At 64.7% G+C, this 14334-nt stretch carries 14 protein-coding genes; 4 read left to right on the top strand and 10 right to left on the bottom strand.

Going from position 1 to position 14334, the window contains the following annotated elements; genetic code table 11:
• The first annotated feature begins 77 nt into the window (after positions 1-77).
• The 4 genes from fmdA to MGN01_RS19285 all read left to right on the top strand — a co-directional run bounded on the left by fmdA (position 78) and on the right by MGN01_RS19285 (position 4435).
• Positions 78-1307: a formamidase gene (gene fmdA, locus MGN01_RS19300; RefSeq protein WP_147048462.1), complete on the top strand. Its 1230-nt coding sequence runs from the start codon at positions 78-80 to the stop codon at positions 1305-1307.
• A 2-nt stretch (positions 1308-1309) separates the two neighbouring features.
• Positions 1310-1639, top strand: coding sequence for an FmdB family zinc ribbon protein (locus MGN01_RS19295; RefSeq protein ID WP_147048461.1), 330 nt, complete (start codon positions 1310-1312; stop codon positions 1637-1639).
• 235 nt (positions 1640-1874) lie between these two features.
• Positions 1875-3323, top strand: a complete 1449-nt coding sequence (locus MGN01_RS19290) for a carbohydrate porin (protein ID WP_147048460.1) — start codon at positions 1875-1877, stop codon at positions 3321-3323.
• Between the two features lie 80 nt (positions 3324-3403).
• Positions 3404-4435, top strand: a complete 1032-nt coding sequence (locus tag MGN01_RS19285; protein ID WP_147048459.1) for an aliphatic amidase — start codon at positions 3404-3406, stop codon at positions 4433-4435.
• A 17-nt stretch (positions 4436-4452) separates the two neighbouring features.
• Here the strand turns inward: MGN01_RS19285 and MGN01_RS19280 are convergent, their stop codons facing one another.
• The 10 genes from MGN01_RS19280 to MGN01_RS19235 all read right to left on the bottom strand — a co-directional run bounded on the left by MGN01_RS19280 (position 4453) and on the right by MGN01_RS19235 (position 14310).
• Positions 4453-5301: an urease accessory protein UreD gene (locus tag MGN01_RS19280; RefSeq protein WP_147048458.1), complete on the bottom strand. Its 849-nt coding sequence runs from the start codon at positions 5299-5301 to the stop codon at positions 4453-4455.
• Position 5302: 1 nt separating this feature from the next.
• The gene (gene ureG / locus MGN01_RS19275; RefSeq protein WP_238258409.1) at positions 5303-5932 is read right to left on the bottom strand and encodes an urease accessory protein UreG; all 630 of its coding nucleotides are present in this window, start codon (positions 5930-5932) and stop codon (positions 5303-5305) included.
• A gap of 23 nt (positions 5933-5955) precedes the next feature.
• Positions 5956-7668 (bottom strand): urease subunit alpha, encoded by a 1713-nt coding sequence (ureC, locus tag MGN01_RS19270; protein ID WP_147048456.1) that lies wholly within the window; start codon positions 7666-7668, stop codon positions 5956-5958.
• Positions 7669-7678: 10 nt separating this feature from the next.
• Entirely contained in the window at positions 7679-8374 is a 696-nt protein-coding gene (locus tag MGN01_RS19265; RefSeq protein ID WP_147048455.1) for an urease subunit gamma, read from the bottom strand.
• Between the two features lie 14 nt (positions 8375-8388).
• Complete coding sequence (locus MGN01_RS19260) at positions 8389-9075, bottom strand: urease accessory protein UreF (RefSeq protein WP_147048454.1); 687 nt, start codon at positions 9073-9075, stop codon at positions 8389-8391.
• On the bottom strand, positions 9075-9539 hold the full coding sequence (ureE, locus tag MGN01_RS19255; RefSeq protein WP_147048453.1) for an urease accessory protein UreE: 465 nt from the start codon (positions 9537-9539) through the stop codon (positions 9075-9077). The genes MGN01_RS19260 and ureE overlap by 1 nt, the downstream gene beginning before the upstream one ends.
• A gap of 85 nt (positions 9540-9624) precedes the next feature.
• Positions 9625-9918 (bottom strand): hypothetical protein, encoded by a 294-nt coding sequence (locus tag MGN01_RS19250; RefSeq protein ID WP_147048452.1) that lies wholly within the window; start codon positions 9916-9918, stop codon positions 9625-9627.
• A 4-nt stretch (positions 9919-9922) separates the two neighbouring features.
• Positions 9923-10621 (bottom strand): tetratricopeptide repeat protein, encoded by a 699-nt coding sequence (locus tag MGN01_RS19245; RefSeq protein ID WP_306437186.1) that lies wholly within the window; start codon positions 10619-10621, stop codon positions 9923-9925.
• Positions 10622-10625: 4 nt separating this feature from the next.
• Complete coding sequence (locus tag MGN01_RS19240) at positions 10626-11753, bottom strand: Rieske (2Fe-2S) protein (protein WP_147048451.1); 1128 nt, start codon at positions 11751-11753, stop codon at positions 10626-10628.
• Positions 11754-11886: 133 nt separating this feature from the next.
• Positions 11887-14310, bottom strand: a complete 2424-nt coding sequence (locus MGN01_RS19235; protein WP_238258406.1) for a N,N-dimethylformamidase beta subunit family domain-containing protein — start codon at positions 14308-14310, stop codon at positions 11887-11889.
• Positions 14311-14334 lie beyond the last annotated feature (24 nt).

Genomic DNA, 14334 nt, shown 5'->3' with positions numbered 1-14334 from the left:
ACCTCACGCGCGAAGGGAAGCCACCCTTCGCGTGAACGGCAAAACACGTCTTCGTCCAAGTAAAGGGAGCCAGAACGATGCCCGAGACGCTGATCAAGGTCGATCTCACGCAGTCGGCCTACGACAACGACATGGTGCACAACCGCTGGCACCCCGACATCCCGATGGTCGCCTATGTGAAGCCGGGGTCCGACTTCATCGTCGAGACCTATGACTGGACAGGCGGCTTTATCAAGAACAACGATTCCGCCGACGACGTGCGCGACATCGACCTGTCGATCGTGCACTTCCTGTCGGGCCCGATCGGCGTCGAGGGCGCCGAGCCGGGCGACCTGCTCTTGGTCGACCTCCTCGACATCGGCGCCAAGGCCGAGAGCCAGTGGGGCTTCAACGGCTTCTTCTCGAAGAAGAACGGCGGCGGCTTCCTCGACGAGCACTTCCCCCTGGCCCAGAAGTCGATCTGGGACTTCGAGGGCATGTTCACCAAGTCGCGCCACGTCCCCGGCGTGCGCTTCCCCGGCCTGATCCATCCCGGCCTAATCGGCTGCCTGCCCGATCCGAAGATGCTGGAGACCTGGAACACCCGCGAGAAGGCGCTCTACGACACCAATCCGTCCCGCGTGCCGGCGCTCGCCACCCTGCCCTTCGGCCCGACGGCGCATATGGGCCGGCTCAAGGGCGATGCGAAGGACGCGGCGGCTGCCACGGGCGCCCGCACGGTGCCGGGCCGCGAGCACGGCGGCAATTGCGACATCAAGGATCTGTCGCGCGGTTCGAAGATTTACTTCCCAGTCTACGTGCCGGGCGGCGGCCTCTCCATGGGCGACCTGCATTTCAGCCAGGGCGACGGCGAGATCACCTTCTGCGGCGCCATCGAGATGGCCGGCTGGGTGCACCTCAAGGTCGAGGTCATCAAGGACGGCATGGCGAAGTACGGGATCAAGAATCCGATCTTCAAGCCGTCGCCGATCACGCCGAAATACGACGATCATCTGATCTTCGAGGGCGTCTCGGTCGACGAGTACGGCAAGCAGCATTATCTCGACGTTACCGTCGCCTACCGGCAGGCCTGCCTCAACGCGATCGAGTACCTGAAGAAGTTCGGCTATTCGGGCGCACAGGCCTACACGATTCTCGGCACGGCACCCGTGCAGGGCCACATCTCGGGCGTCGTCGACATCCCGAACGCCTGTGCAACGCTCTGGATTCCGACCGGGATCTTCGACTTCGACATCAACCCGTCAGCGGCCGGCCCGACGAAATTCCTGGACGGCTCCGTCCAGATGCCGCTCTCGCCGGATCTCTGACCATGCCGGTCTACGATTACTCCTGCGAGTCCTGTGGTCCGTTCACGGTGTTGCGCCCGATGGCGCAGTTCGCCGACCCGCACGATTGCCCCAGTTGCGGCGGCACCTGCCGCCGCGCCTTCCTTACCGCGCCGCGCATCGCGGGGATGGATGCCGGCCTGAAGGCGGCCCACGCCACCAACGAGCGCAGCCGGCACGAGCCGCGGCGCTCCGGCGGCCACGGTGCCGGCTGCGGGTGCTGCTCGCCCGGCAAGACGGTGGCCGGAACGGGTGGCGCGGCTGCCGCGGCCAAAAGTTTCCCGAACGCGCGTCCCTGGATGATCAGCCACTGACGCGCGGCGCAAACGGGGACGGCCAGGCGATCCGGCCGTCCTCCAACGACGGGCTCACGAATGTCCGTCGATCTCGATCGGGAGGGGCAATCCGAAGACATCGCTCCGCGAGGGAGCCGTCGACCGCCACAGAACAAGGGGCAAGCAGCCCATGGCGAGCCGACGCAGAGAACGAGGTTGGGGGCTGACGATGATGGTGAGCAGACGATGTGGCGAGGCCGGTGAGCGTGCCGGCATGAAGGCGGAGACGAGCCGAGGTAACAAGGCCGGCTCGGCGCTGCTGGCAGTCGGCCTCGTTCTGGGTGCGACCAGCGCTCAGGCGCAGACGGCATCCCCCGTGGGAGAATTCAACGAGCAGACCCAGCCGCGCACCGATCCCAAGATCGCGGCCAAGCCGCTAAGCCCTGTCCGAACCGGACCGCTCGCGGCCTGGGCCACCGAGATGGCCGCGCGCGGACTGACCTTCGACGTGAACATCTACGACTTTTACCAGGCAAACCCGAGCATGGGCCTTCGGCCCGGCAATCAATCCAACTCCACCTATTTCGTGCTCAGCATGACGGCCGACATGCAGAAGCTCGCCAACATTTCGGGCGGCTCGATCAACTTCACCGAGACCTTCTTCGGCCTAGTGCGGAACACCAACCTCGCCGCTGACATAGGCGACACCACTGTCGGCTACCAGCCGCCCTTCACGCCGAACGATAACCGTCTGTCGCTGCTGACCTACCAGCAGAAGCTGCTCGACGATCGGCTGGTCGTCGAATTCGGGCGGACGCATCCGAACCGTTACTACGGGCTGCCGCCGTGCAACTCGATCAATTCCTGTTTCCAGGACATGTTCTATTTCAATGCTGGCTTCACCTCGCCGCTTTTCGGCGTCTGGGGCGGCAATGTCGCCTACCAGATGTCGCCGACGACCTACATCCAGGCTGGCGCCTTCACAGTGAACCCGGCGACGAACTATCTCTCCGGCTACGATTGGGGCTACGAGAAGATCGCCGGTGCGCTGATTATGACCGAGATCGGTACAAAGACCGATTACGGCATGACCGCGTATCCGGGTCGCGTCTCGCTCACCGGCTTCGTCAATACGGCCGATCACGACGACAACTTCCGCACCATCACTGGCGCGTCGAAGGGGCTCAATCCCGGGCTACCGGTCCAGCAGCGCTCGGGCACCTCGGGCGTCGTACTCACGGCGAAGCAGACCGTCTGGCGCGCGGATGACGGTGGCGCAGGTTTGACCTCGCCGAACCTGCATCCCACGGCGATCTCGCTCTACACCGGAACCGGCTACGCCTTCGATTCGACCATCCCGATCCGGTTCGACTCGTTCTTCGGCGTCCTGCTGGAAGCGCCCGATCAGAGCCGCCCGAACGACACCTTCGGGCTCAAGGTCAACTGGCAGAGGCTCAACGACAGCTTCACGCAGTTCCTCGCGGACGCGAACCGCTTCTCGGGCGGGTCGGGTGCACCCTATTCGCGCGACAAGTTCATTTTCGAGGCCAACGCTCATCTCGACGTCGGCGCGGGCGTAATCCTGGAGCCTGTCGTCCAGTACGTCGTGAACCCCAACTCGTTCTGGAACCCCTACACGGCCCGCCGCGCGAAGGATGGCGTCTATGGCGGCTTCACCCTCGTCGTGCCCCTCGGCACGCTGCTCGGTCTCGCGCCGGGCTGAGGACAACAGGCAAGGCACCAGAGGCGGGCCGCGGACGCTCCGCGGCCCGCTCCCATCGATAGGACTCAGGGAGAAATGCCATGATGCACGGTGACATCTCGTCGAGTAACGACAGCGTCGGCGTGGCGGTGGTCAACTACAAGATGCCCCGCCTGCACACGAAGGCCGAAGTCTTGGAGAACGCCAAGAAGATCGGCGACATGATCATCGGCATGAAGGCCGGCTTGCCAGGGCTCGACCTGGTGATCTTCCCAGAATACTCGACGCACGGCATCATGTACGACACCGCGGAGATGTACGAGACGGCTTCCGCCATTCCCGGCGCCGAGACCGAGATCTTCGCCGAGGCCTGCCGCAAGGCCGGAGTCTGGGGCGTGTTCTCGCTCACCGGCGAGCGGCACGAGGATCACCCGCGCAAGGCTCCCTACAACACGCTCATCCTGATGAACGACCAGGGCGAGATCGTACAGAAATACCGCAAGATCATGCCGTGGACGCCGATTGAGGGCTGGTATCCGGGTGACCGCACCTACGTCTCGGACGGCCCGAAGGGTCTCAAGATCAGCCTGATCATTTGCGATGACGGCAACTATCCCGAGATCTGGCGAGACTGCGCCATGCGGGGCGCCGAGCTCATCATCCGCTGTCAGGGTTACATGTATCCGGCCAAGGAGCAGCAGATCGTCATCTCGAAGGCGATGGCCTTCGCTAACAACACCTACGTCGCGGTGGCGAATGCTGCTGGGTTCGATGGCGTCTACACCTACTTCGGTCACTCCGCGATCATCGGCTTCGATGGGCGCACGCTTGGCGAATGCGGCGAGGAGGAGATGGGCATCCAGTATGCTGCCCTTTCAAAATTCCTGATCCGCGACTTCCGTGCCCATGGCCAGTCTGAGAACCACCTCTTCAAGCTGCTGCACCGCGGCTACACGGGCATGATCAACTCGAAGGAGAACCGGCACGGCAAGGCGGAATGCCCCTACGACTTCTATCGTCGCTGGATCGAGGATCCCGATGCCGTGCAACAGCAGGTCCGTGAGATCACCCGCACGAGCGTCGGGACGGCGGAATGCCCGATCGAGGGCATTCCCAACGTCTCAGTGGACTGAGCGTGCCGGTTAAGTCGTCATTTCCGGCGCCGGCCGGGCACAACACCCGCTAGCGCCGCATACGCCACCACGAAGGCCGCCTCAAGTCCCCTTGCGAGGCGGCCACCATCGGAAGCGAGAAGCCGCAGCGAGAGGCCGACACCGTTCGGCAATCGGCTGGCACCGCCGAGACATTCCGCCACGCTCGTTGCCTCGTGAAGGGCGTTGATGTCTGGCAAAACATCCTCGGGTGCCAAGATCAGCATCGATCCGTAGGCACGATAGGCCCCAAGGGGCGAAAATGGCCCGGCGAATTTCTCGCCGCTCAGGAATGCGTTCTCAGTCATCAGCCGCTGGCCCAAACGGTCGGTGATATCGAGCGCGATCGAGACACTCTCAAAGGGTCGTCCTTCGGCGCGGGGATCATGGCTCGCGAAGCTTTCCGTGACGACCGCACGGGCTCCGTGGTCCAGCACGATCCGCGTGTCGAGTTCGAGAGCAGCACCCGGAAACAGAACAAGAGGATCGGGCTGGAGGGCCAGAAGGCTCCCCGATGCGAGGTCGAGCCGCGTCTCTTGCCGCGCCGGTGATGCGCCGGTGTCGTGGACGACGGTGGCCGACTGGGTGGTGACGTGTGCACGGGCCTCGCCTCGCATTTCGATGTCGAGGCCGAGCCGATCCGCGCGATAGAGGCCGCCCGAAGCCGATTGCAGGAAAAGCGTCGCCAGATCCGGCTTCTGTGGATGCAACTGGAAAAGCCGTGTGATGTGAAACGGATATGGCACGACCTGGCCCGTTAGCACTGTCTTGCCGCCGCCCTTCGCGAAGACGAGGCTCGCCTGCGAGCGTCGACCCGTTCCCGCCACAGCCGGTGAGGTATGAAGCATCTCAGGGCGCGAAGAGCACAGCGCGGCAGATCGCGTCCACGACGGCCTCGACGCCTTGTCCGGATCGCGCGTTCGTGGCGAGCACCGGCTTATCGCCTCGCACGCTCCTCGCCTCAAAGAGCATGGAGTCCAGATCAACGCCGACATGCGGCGCGAGGTCGGTTTTGTTCACGACGAGCAGATCGCAGCGCAGAACGCCGGGGCCGCGCTTGCGCGGGATGTCGTCGCCGCCAGCGACGTCAATGACGAACATCCACCAATCGACGAGGTCGAGGGAGAAGGTCGAGGCGAGGTTGTCGCCGCCGGATTCTAAGATCAGCAATTCGAGGCCTGGGAAGCGGCTCTCAAGTACATCCCCGGCGGCGATATTGAGCGTCGGATCCTCGCGGATTACGGTGTGCGGGCAGGCTCCGGCCTCGACGGCAGAGACGCGCTCGGGGTCGATCAGACCGGACCGGCGCAGACGCTCGGCATCCTCCTTGGTAACGAGATCGTTCGTCACCACGGCGAGATCGACGCCGCGTCCGGCGAGCACTGGGATGAGGCGCTCGATCAACGCGGTCTTGCCCGAGCCGACCGGGCCACCGATGCCGATGCGGGCGGCCGTGGCCGTCCCCTTCGAGGACGGCACGGCTTCGATTGTCCGGATCTGATTCATCGCAACATGTAGCGCTGGGCGAGAGGAAGCTCTCGGGCCGGCTCGCAGGTCGCGAGTTGCCCATCGACGAAGACATCGAAGGTCTGTGGGTCCACCCGGATGTCGGGGCAGAGATCGTTCCAGAGCATGTCGGCCTTGGTCAGCGTGCGGGTGCCGCGCGCCGGAAGCAGCGCCTTGCGCAGGCCGAGCCTGCCGTTCAGGCCACCCTCGACCGCCAGGGGATGCACGAAACAGGCGGACAGGCCCTGCTTGGCGAGTCCAAAGGCGCCCCATTGCGGGCGCATCAGAATCGGCTCGCAGGTCATCAGGGAGGCGGCCGAATCGCCCATCGCGCCCCACGCGATGAAGCCGCCCTTGATCACCAACTCCGGCTTGATGCCAAAGAAGGCAGGCTGCCACACGACGATGTCGGCCATCTTGCCATCTTCCAGCGAGCCGATGTGGTCGGCGATGCCGAAGGTCCGAGCGGCGTTGATCGTGTATTTCGCGATGTATCGCTTGATCCGGGCATTGTCGCCGAAGCCGGGCTTGTCTTCGGGCAGCTGGCCGCGCTGGTCCTTCATCTTGGAGGCGAGCTGCCAGGTCCGGCAGATCACCTCATGGATCCGTCCCATGCCTTGGCTGTCCGAGCCGAGCATCGCGATAGCGCCGATATCGTGGAGGACATCCTCGGCTGCGATCGTCTGCGCGCGGATCCGACTCTCGGCGAAGGCCACGTCCTCCGGTAGGGCCGGATTGAGGTGGTGGCACACCATCGTCATGTCGAGGTGCTCGTCGAAGGTGTTGACCGTGTAGGGATTGGTCGGATTCGTCGACGAGGGCAGGCAGTGCGGCAGGCCCGCGACCCGGATGATGTCCGGCGCGTGCCCTCCTCCGGCGCCCTCCGTATGGTACATGTGAATGGTGCGGCCGCCGATGGCCGCTAGCGTGTCCTCGACGAAGCCGGACTCGTTCAGAGTGTCGGTGTGCAGCTGGACCTGGAAGTCGTACTCGTCGGCAAAGCCGAGGCAGGCATCGATTGCCGCGGGCATCGCGCCCCAGTCCTCGTGGATTTTCAGGCCGAGCACGCCGGTTTCGAGCTGCTCCTTCAGCGCGACCGGCCGGTGCGTATTGCCACGCCCCAGGAAGCCGAAATTCACGGGCCAGGCCTCGGCCGCCTGAAGCATCTTGCCAGTGTTGAAGGGGCCGCCGGAATCGATGCCGACGGTGATCGGGCCCAGCGAGCCGCCGAGCAGCGTCGTGATGCCCGAGGCGATGGCGTGGTCCGGCAGGCCGGCGGAGTCGAAATGGACGTGGACGTCGATGGCGCCGGCGGTGGCGATCAGTCCCTCGCAGTCCCGGACCGTGGTGCCTGCGGACACGATCAGGCGCGGATCGACGCCATCCATGATCGCCGGATTGCCGGCCTTGCCGATGCCGACGATTTTCCCGTCCTTGATGCCGAGATCGCCCTTCACGATACCGATGACGGGGTCGATCACCATGACGTTGCAGAGCAGGAAATCGAGCGCGCCTTCGGCGCTCGTCACGCCGGGCGCCAGCCCGATCCCGTCGCGCAATGTCTTGCCGCCGCCGTGGAGGCATTCGTCGCCGTACACCGCGTAGTCCTTCTCCACGACGGCGACGAGCGAGGTGTCGCCGAGGCGGACGCCGTCGCCGGTGGTCGGGCCGTAGAGGGCCGCGTAGTCGCGCCGTGGGATCGAAACCATCGCGTCCTCCTCAGGCGCCTTTGAAGCCGCGGGCCTTCGCGCGCGCCAGAGCGGCGGCGCGTGCTGGATCGCCGTCGACACGACCCTGCGTCAGGTTGTTGAGCCCGGTGAGCTCCCTCTCCCCGCCGAAGCCGACGAGCGGAACGGTCTTTCGCTGTCCCGGCTCGAAGCGCACGGCGGTGCCGGCCGGAATATCGAGGCGAAAGCCGAGCGCCTTCGCGCGGTCGAAATCGAGCGCGCGATTCACCTCGAAGAAATGGTAATGCGAGCCGATCTGGACCGGCCGGTCCCCCGTATTGACGACCTCGATCTCCGTACGGGGCCGGCCCGCGGCGAGCTCGATGTCGCCGTCCATCGGCAGGATCTCGCCCGGATGCAGGCTGTCCGCTTCGGCGCCCTCCGAAGCCCGGATCGGCTCGTGCACGGTTACGAGCTTGGTGCCGTCGGGAAAAACGCACTCGACCTGCAGGATGTGCATCATCGCAGCGATGCCGGGCATGACATCGTCGGTCGTCAGGATGGTCGAGCCCCAGCCAATCAGGTCGGCGACGCTGCGGCCGTCCCTTGCGCCTTCGAGGATCTCGTCAGTGATGATTGCCACGGCCTCGGGGTAGTTGAGCTTCAGGCCACGTGCGCGGCGTTTCCGCGCGAGTTCGGCCGCCGTGAAGATGGTCAGGCGTTCCAATTCGGTCGGCGTGAGCAGCATCGCTGACGGTGCTCCTAGTTTGCGAACAGGCGCAGATCGGCCCGCGCATGACGTGCGGCTGCGATCTCGACGAGGGGCGTGAAGGATTCTAGCCGGATTGCATCCGGCCTAGTCGGGCTTTCGACGGGCTCGGCAAGTGTTTCGGCGAGCACGGGTAATACGGCACCGACGATGCGCTGCGCTTCGATGGCTCCGACCCCGCCGAGGCGGATCGCGGCAGTCACCAGCCCTGCCACGGTCTGGTAGCCGGACATCTGAGCTGCCGCGACCTCGTCGAGCCCCAACCCGCGCCAAAGGACGCCTTGGACCACCGGCAGATGACCGAGGACCGTGCCGGCCGTTAGGGCTGAACGTAGTTCGGCGGCACCCGGTGTCCCGAGACGCACATGCGTGACGAGGAGTGAGGCCCCGTTTCGCCGGCTGCCCTGGCGCATCGTCTCCGCCAGGGTAGCGGCTTCAATGGCGTGATCGATCTCTGCGAGCTGGGCGAGGTCGCCGGCGGCACGGTGAGCGAGAGTCAGGGCGACGCGCTCGCTGCCCGCCCATCGATGGTGCAGAATTGCGGAGACGGCCCGGATCAGCCCGTCCGCGCCGAAATTCGGGTCGACGGCGGCGAGCCCTTCGATGCCGTTCGAGAACGCGAAGCTCCCACTCGGAAAAGCCGAATCCGCATGCTGAAGTGCGAGCAAACCTGCCAGCATCAATGCGCCTGAACTGGATCGACAATGGAATGGCTCACCCGGCCCTCCGTCGCGAGCGCCCCCAGTCTGACAAGGTAGTCATCAACTGGGCCGTCGAGGGCGACGAGCAGCGCCTCTCCGTCGAAACGCACGCGCCAGTGGAGGTTGCCCGCGTGGTATCCGAGTTCTAGCGCATCGGCTTTGTCGCGTGCGACCAGACGAAGCCAGTGCTGTTCTCCGACCCGGACCACCAGGGCATGGGCCTCATCGAGGACGAGGACGGCCCCGTCGAATAGCGTTTGATCTCGCGGAAGAGCGACTGCGACCTCCTCGCCACCGAGTGTCGTTGCCCGTAGCCGTCGACGGGCGACATCGCCGCTCGGGATCGTGAGGATATCGACCGCATGGTGGTGTTCAAGATGATGCAGTCGGTGGGCAATTTCGGTGTCGTCCCGCCTTCCCAAGATCCGGTCGATCAACCGCATCGATAGCCTCTTCTTCGCTTGATCGAGTGGGATGCGGCGTTGTCCGCAAAGCGAGCCCAAAGGCACGCACCTCGTAGAATGCTTGTCAAGATTCTGCGCTGCGCCGCTTGAATAGATAGATTTCGGGGCCCGAAGCGTCGGCGGAGACATTCGCAACCCCGTGGCGATCGACCAGCCACGAACGGATCATGGCGGCGGCTGCCGGCGTGAGCGCCGGCTTCCAGAGCCAGACGTCGCCAGTTTCATCGACGCCGTTCTCGACGAAGAGTGCCCGACGGGCATCGTCCGCGACGCCGACAGACCACTCGCGAAAATCGGCGCCGAACTCTTTGACATAGCTGACGAACTCGAACTTGATCTGTTGGACGCTGTAGACCATCGGCTCAGCCCGGGATTGGATTGATGCGGGCATCGACCGGACCGATGCGGCGGCTTTGTGCACGCGTCATGCCAGCGCGCTTCTCATCCGCCGACATCTCCTTGATGATGGCCTCGAGGGCGTTGAGCGCCGTGCCGACACCGTGCTGCGCAGCCAGCCAAAGCCAAGCGAAGGCCTCGACCCTGTCCTTCTCGACACCGATGCCGTTTGCATAGAGATGCCCGAGACGTGCCTGAGCGGGATAGTGCCCGGCCTCGGCCGCGGACCGATAGAGCGCGGCAGCGCGCACCGGGTCAGCCGGGAGGCCGTCGCCCTTCGCCAGCATCGTCGCGAGGTTGTACTGAGCCATCACATCCCCGCCTGAGGCGGCGCGATCGAGCCAGCGCGCGCCCTCTCCGCGATCCTGCGAGACCCCCTGCCCCATCGCCAGCATGGCACCGACATTGGTCGCAGCCGCCACGTTGCCTTGCTCTGCAGCGCGCCGATACCAGGTGAACGCCTCGGTTAGGGACGACTCGACGCCGAAGCCATTGGCGTAATGCGCTCCGAGCCATGCCTGCGCTTCGGCGACACCGGCCTCGGCGAGAGGCCGCAATCGCGCGATGGACTCGGCGTAGGAGCCGGCGCGAAAGGCTTCGATGGCGGCCGCGAGTTCTTCGACGGCGGATCGTGCCGGACCTGCCCGTACGGGTGACATGCTCATGGAATTAGCGTCTCCTGCCTAAAGCTGTCGCGTAGAGGGGTTCGGTTATCTCGACCTGCGGCCGTGCTCGGACCGCGGCGGCGAGCCGCTTGTACAGCCAGCGCTCGGCCGCATTCGGAGGCGTGTGATGGGGTGCCACGCTCGTGTCCCAAGCCTCCGATATGTCTCGTTGCAGCTCGGTCGCGCGACGAGAACGCGCATCGAGTTCGGCAAGCCAGTCGACCGCGCTGCGCGTCCGGTTTCCGAACAGGGCGATCCGGCACAGAGTCTCGCCGAGAGCGGTCGGCTGGACGATGACGGCGCAGGTCTCGCCGCGCGCTGAAAACAGAATCAGATTGGGAAACAGGATCCGGGCCTCGGCCGCCGTGCCATCCTTCAGCTTCGTCGTAAGCCAGAGGCTGTCGCTGGTCGGCAACGCGACCTCGCCAGCTGCCAGCGCTCCCAGCAGCAGTTTCCAGTTGGCCGCATAATCACGGCGAAAGGTCTGGGTCGTGCCGACGGGGCCGGACGTCTCGTCCTCGAAGGCGAGGTTTTGGATCGGTTCGAAGGTCGCGCCGACGTCCAGATTGACGAAGATCATCGAGCCCGAGGTTCGCACCGCGACCGGCAATAGCCGCTCCGGTCGCAAACCGAGATACTGATGCATGGCGGGTGTCGGGCCGCCATCCGGCGTGGCCGGGATGGGCAGGCCGTCGCGGCTGTAGCCGCAGGCGGTAAAGGAGCACCGCGTCTTGGTGCCCGTCTGGCATTGAAGCGGTACGGCTCGGCAACCTCCATGCTGAGCCTTGTTGAACCGTCCGACGAGGCCGCCGTCAGCGCGCCGCTGAACGTGGACACCGTGATGCCCGACCGTGAAGGGCAGAAGGTCGTTCGTCTTCGGGATTTCTTCCAGCGTCCCGATGCACACCCAGTTGCGTGTCCAGACAGCATCGTCCTCGAGGTTGGCGAAGGCGAGGGAGCGATAGGCCGTCGGCGGAAGATAGCGTGGCTCTAAAGGATCCAGCGCCTCGGCGAAGAAGGAAGCATCGGAGAGATCCCGTCCATCCGCGGCGTGGCCGAGATCGGGGCGATCCGTGATGAAGCCTGCCGCGGGCATAGCGTGAGAGACAGCGGGGTATGATCTGACAGACATCGGCGATCCTGGAGGAGCTATCCGGAGGACATCGCTGGCGCATGGAATTGGACGAGAGGCGTGCGGGGCTTGCACACCCCTCGTCCTCACTCCGGGCCCTCCAAAGAGGGTCCGGAGATCGATCGTGAGGGGGTCAGGCCGGGAGAGGCTCGCCGCGGGCCCTACGGCTCTGGTGCTCGATCGGGTTCGGATCGTAATCCGCCCGGCCACGATGCTTGATGGCGCCTGCCGGTGGAGCGGGCAGCGGCCCGTCCATAGAGAAGCGGTCGAGCACGTTCTTCACGAGCCGCGAGATGTTGTTGTCGCAATTGTTCCAGGGCAGCGAACCGCAGAACGCGATCGACGAGAAGGCGAAGCAGCCACCGCCGTTCGGGGTCTCGTGGAAGGCAATGTCGCCCCGCACACGCGGATGCGTGGTGCCATCGAGACCCTGCTGGTTGAAGCCGAAATCCTCCATGACGAGGAGGTAGGCTTCGGTGTGCCGGCCGGCCGAGGTCGCCACCGCCAGAGTGTGGGGCGGCGAGCCGAGCATGGTGTCGACGATGTCCAACTCGAGGCCAGCAGCGCCGCCGCCGACGAGACCGAAATTGCCGAGCTTCTCATCGTAGCCGATGCCCTCGAAGGCCCAGGCCACTCGCTCGTCGAGGCTGTCCGGCGTCCGCGAGAAGTAGGACGAGACGTCGAAGCCTTCCGAGGACATGCCAACACCCGCGACGGAATGCAGGTAGCGGCCGCGGAAGCGCCACATGCCACCGAGTTCACCGGTGCCTTGGTGATAGTACTCGCCGGGATCGGCCCGCCAGGTCCGGATGCCGGATTCGCAGCGGCGCATCTCGGTGACGACGCCGCGGCCCTTGTCGGCATAGCCGGGGTGGTAGGAGTGGACCCAGTACCAGGCGTCCGCGCCCATATACATCAGGCGACCGCCGCGCTGCGTATAGTTGTGGAGCGCATCGAGCTGTGCGCCGGAGTTGTGCTCCGGATGCGAGCCCGTGATGATGACGTTGTAATTCTCGATCCGAGCAAGCCCGTCATAGGTGATGTCTTCGTCAGTGAAGACATCATAATCGTAGCCCATCGTCTCGAGCCAGTAGATGAGGTGTAGATCGGCAGGGTATTGCCACGGCGCCTGTGCGAGGAAGTGATCGTATTTCGGCCGGATCGACAGGATCGGCCGCAGGCGCGACGAGATCGAGATGCCGGTGCCGTCGGTGTGGGTGTCGTAGATCGAGCCGCCGTATTCGCGGTGCTCAGACAGGAACATGTTTTGCTCCTGCATGATCGGCACGCGATAGACGAACAGTTCTGCGCCACCGGCGTTGCAGGCCACGTGTTCGTTCGCATAGGCCATGTAGCTGATGGTCGGGACCATGACGGCGATCTTGGCCGTCTCCTGGCCGACGCGCGGGACCACCCAAAACGGGATGAAGTCCTCGTCACCCTCAGCGGTGGTCAACTTGGCACCGTAGAAGCGACTCTTCACGCCGGTCTCGGGCACCGTCCATTCGAAGTCGGACACCCAGCGCGCGTCGTCGACATCGTCGTCGTGGAAGCTGATCGCGCCGTATTCCTGCGGAGCGTGCTTCCAATCGAAATTCTGGCCCGACCAGTTGTAGCCGGTCATGGCCCGGTTCGGGCAGTTCACCAGGGTCGCGTCGAAGCGGTATGGACCCTCGTCCTTGCAGAACAGCGTGTCGATGCCGACGGAGAAGTTCCAGGCGGCGACGATGCACTCGGAGAGCTTGCCTGTCGGGCCGCAGTTACGGCGCTCGGTCAGGCCCGGCTGGGCACCGGCCTTCATCATCTCGATCTCGGCACGCGAAAGTGCACGATTACAGATGCGAGGGCTGTCGATCTTGCCATTGTATTTGCCCGCGAAGACCACGCCGGCGGGCTTCGAAGACTGCGTAAGCGGATCGTCCGGCGCCAGCTTTTCGACATATGCCGCGAGGGCGACGGGGACCGGCGCATGAGCTATGGCGAGCTTCAGGTTCGTCTTGACCGGCGCAATCTCCGGGTCGAGCGCATAGACGACCTGCGCCTCGTGATAGAGAACGACGTCGCCGGTCTCGGCATCGAAGGTGGCCGCACAGAAGTGCCAGGCGTGATCGCGGATCGGGACGCCAGTGGTGATCCGGTGCTCGTTGATGCGAAGCTCGAGGCAGCCATCCTCGTTGATGAACAGGCCGTAGCCGCAATCGTCCGACCACTTGGTAACAAGGCCCTGGGCACCGTGCTTCCAGTAGCGCGGGTGGGTCTTGGGTGCAGTCGGCCAGATCCAGCACTGGAGCGTGAAGCTCTCGACGTGAAAGGCCTTGGCATCCGGCACATAGCCGTACGAGCCACCGTGGATGATCTGCTTCCGGCCCTTGTAGGTGCCATTCACCGACGCCTCGATCGGCTTGTCGATGTAGCCTGGGCCACGTGGGTTGGTGTCGCCATTGATGATCTGGACGATTTCGACCTTGTACTCGGCCGGGCCATCGCAGTTGACGTAGAACTTGATCGTATCACCGGGATGGACGCCGAATTTGTCAGCGTATCCGGTCAACCTCATGTAACTCATCTGACCAATCCTCGA

Source organism: Methylobacterium gnaphalii (assembly GCF_007992215.1).
Classification (GTDB): domain Bacteria; phylum Pseudomonadota; class Alphaproteobacteria; order Rhizobiales; family Beijerinckiaceae; genus Methylobacterium; species Methylobacterium gnaphalii.
This window is presented reverse-complemented; position numbering and strand designations above follow the sequence as displayed.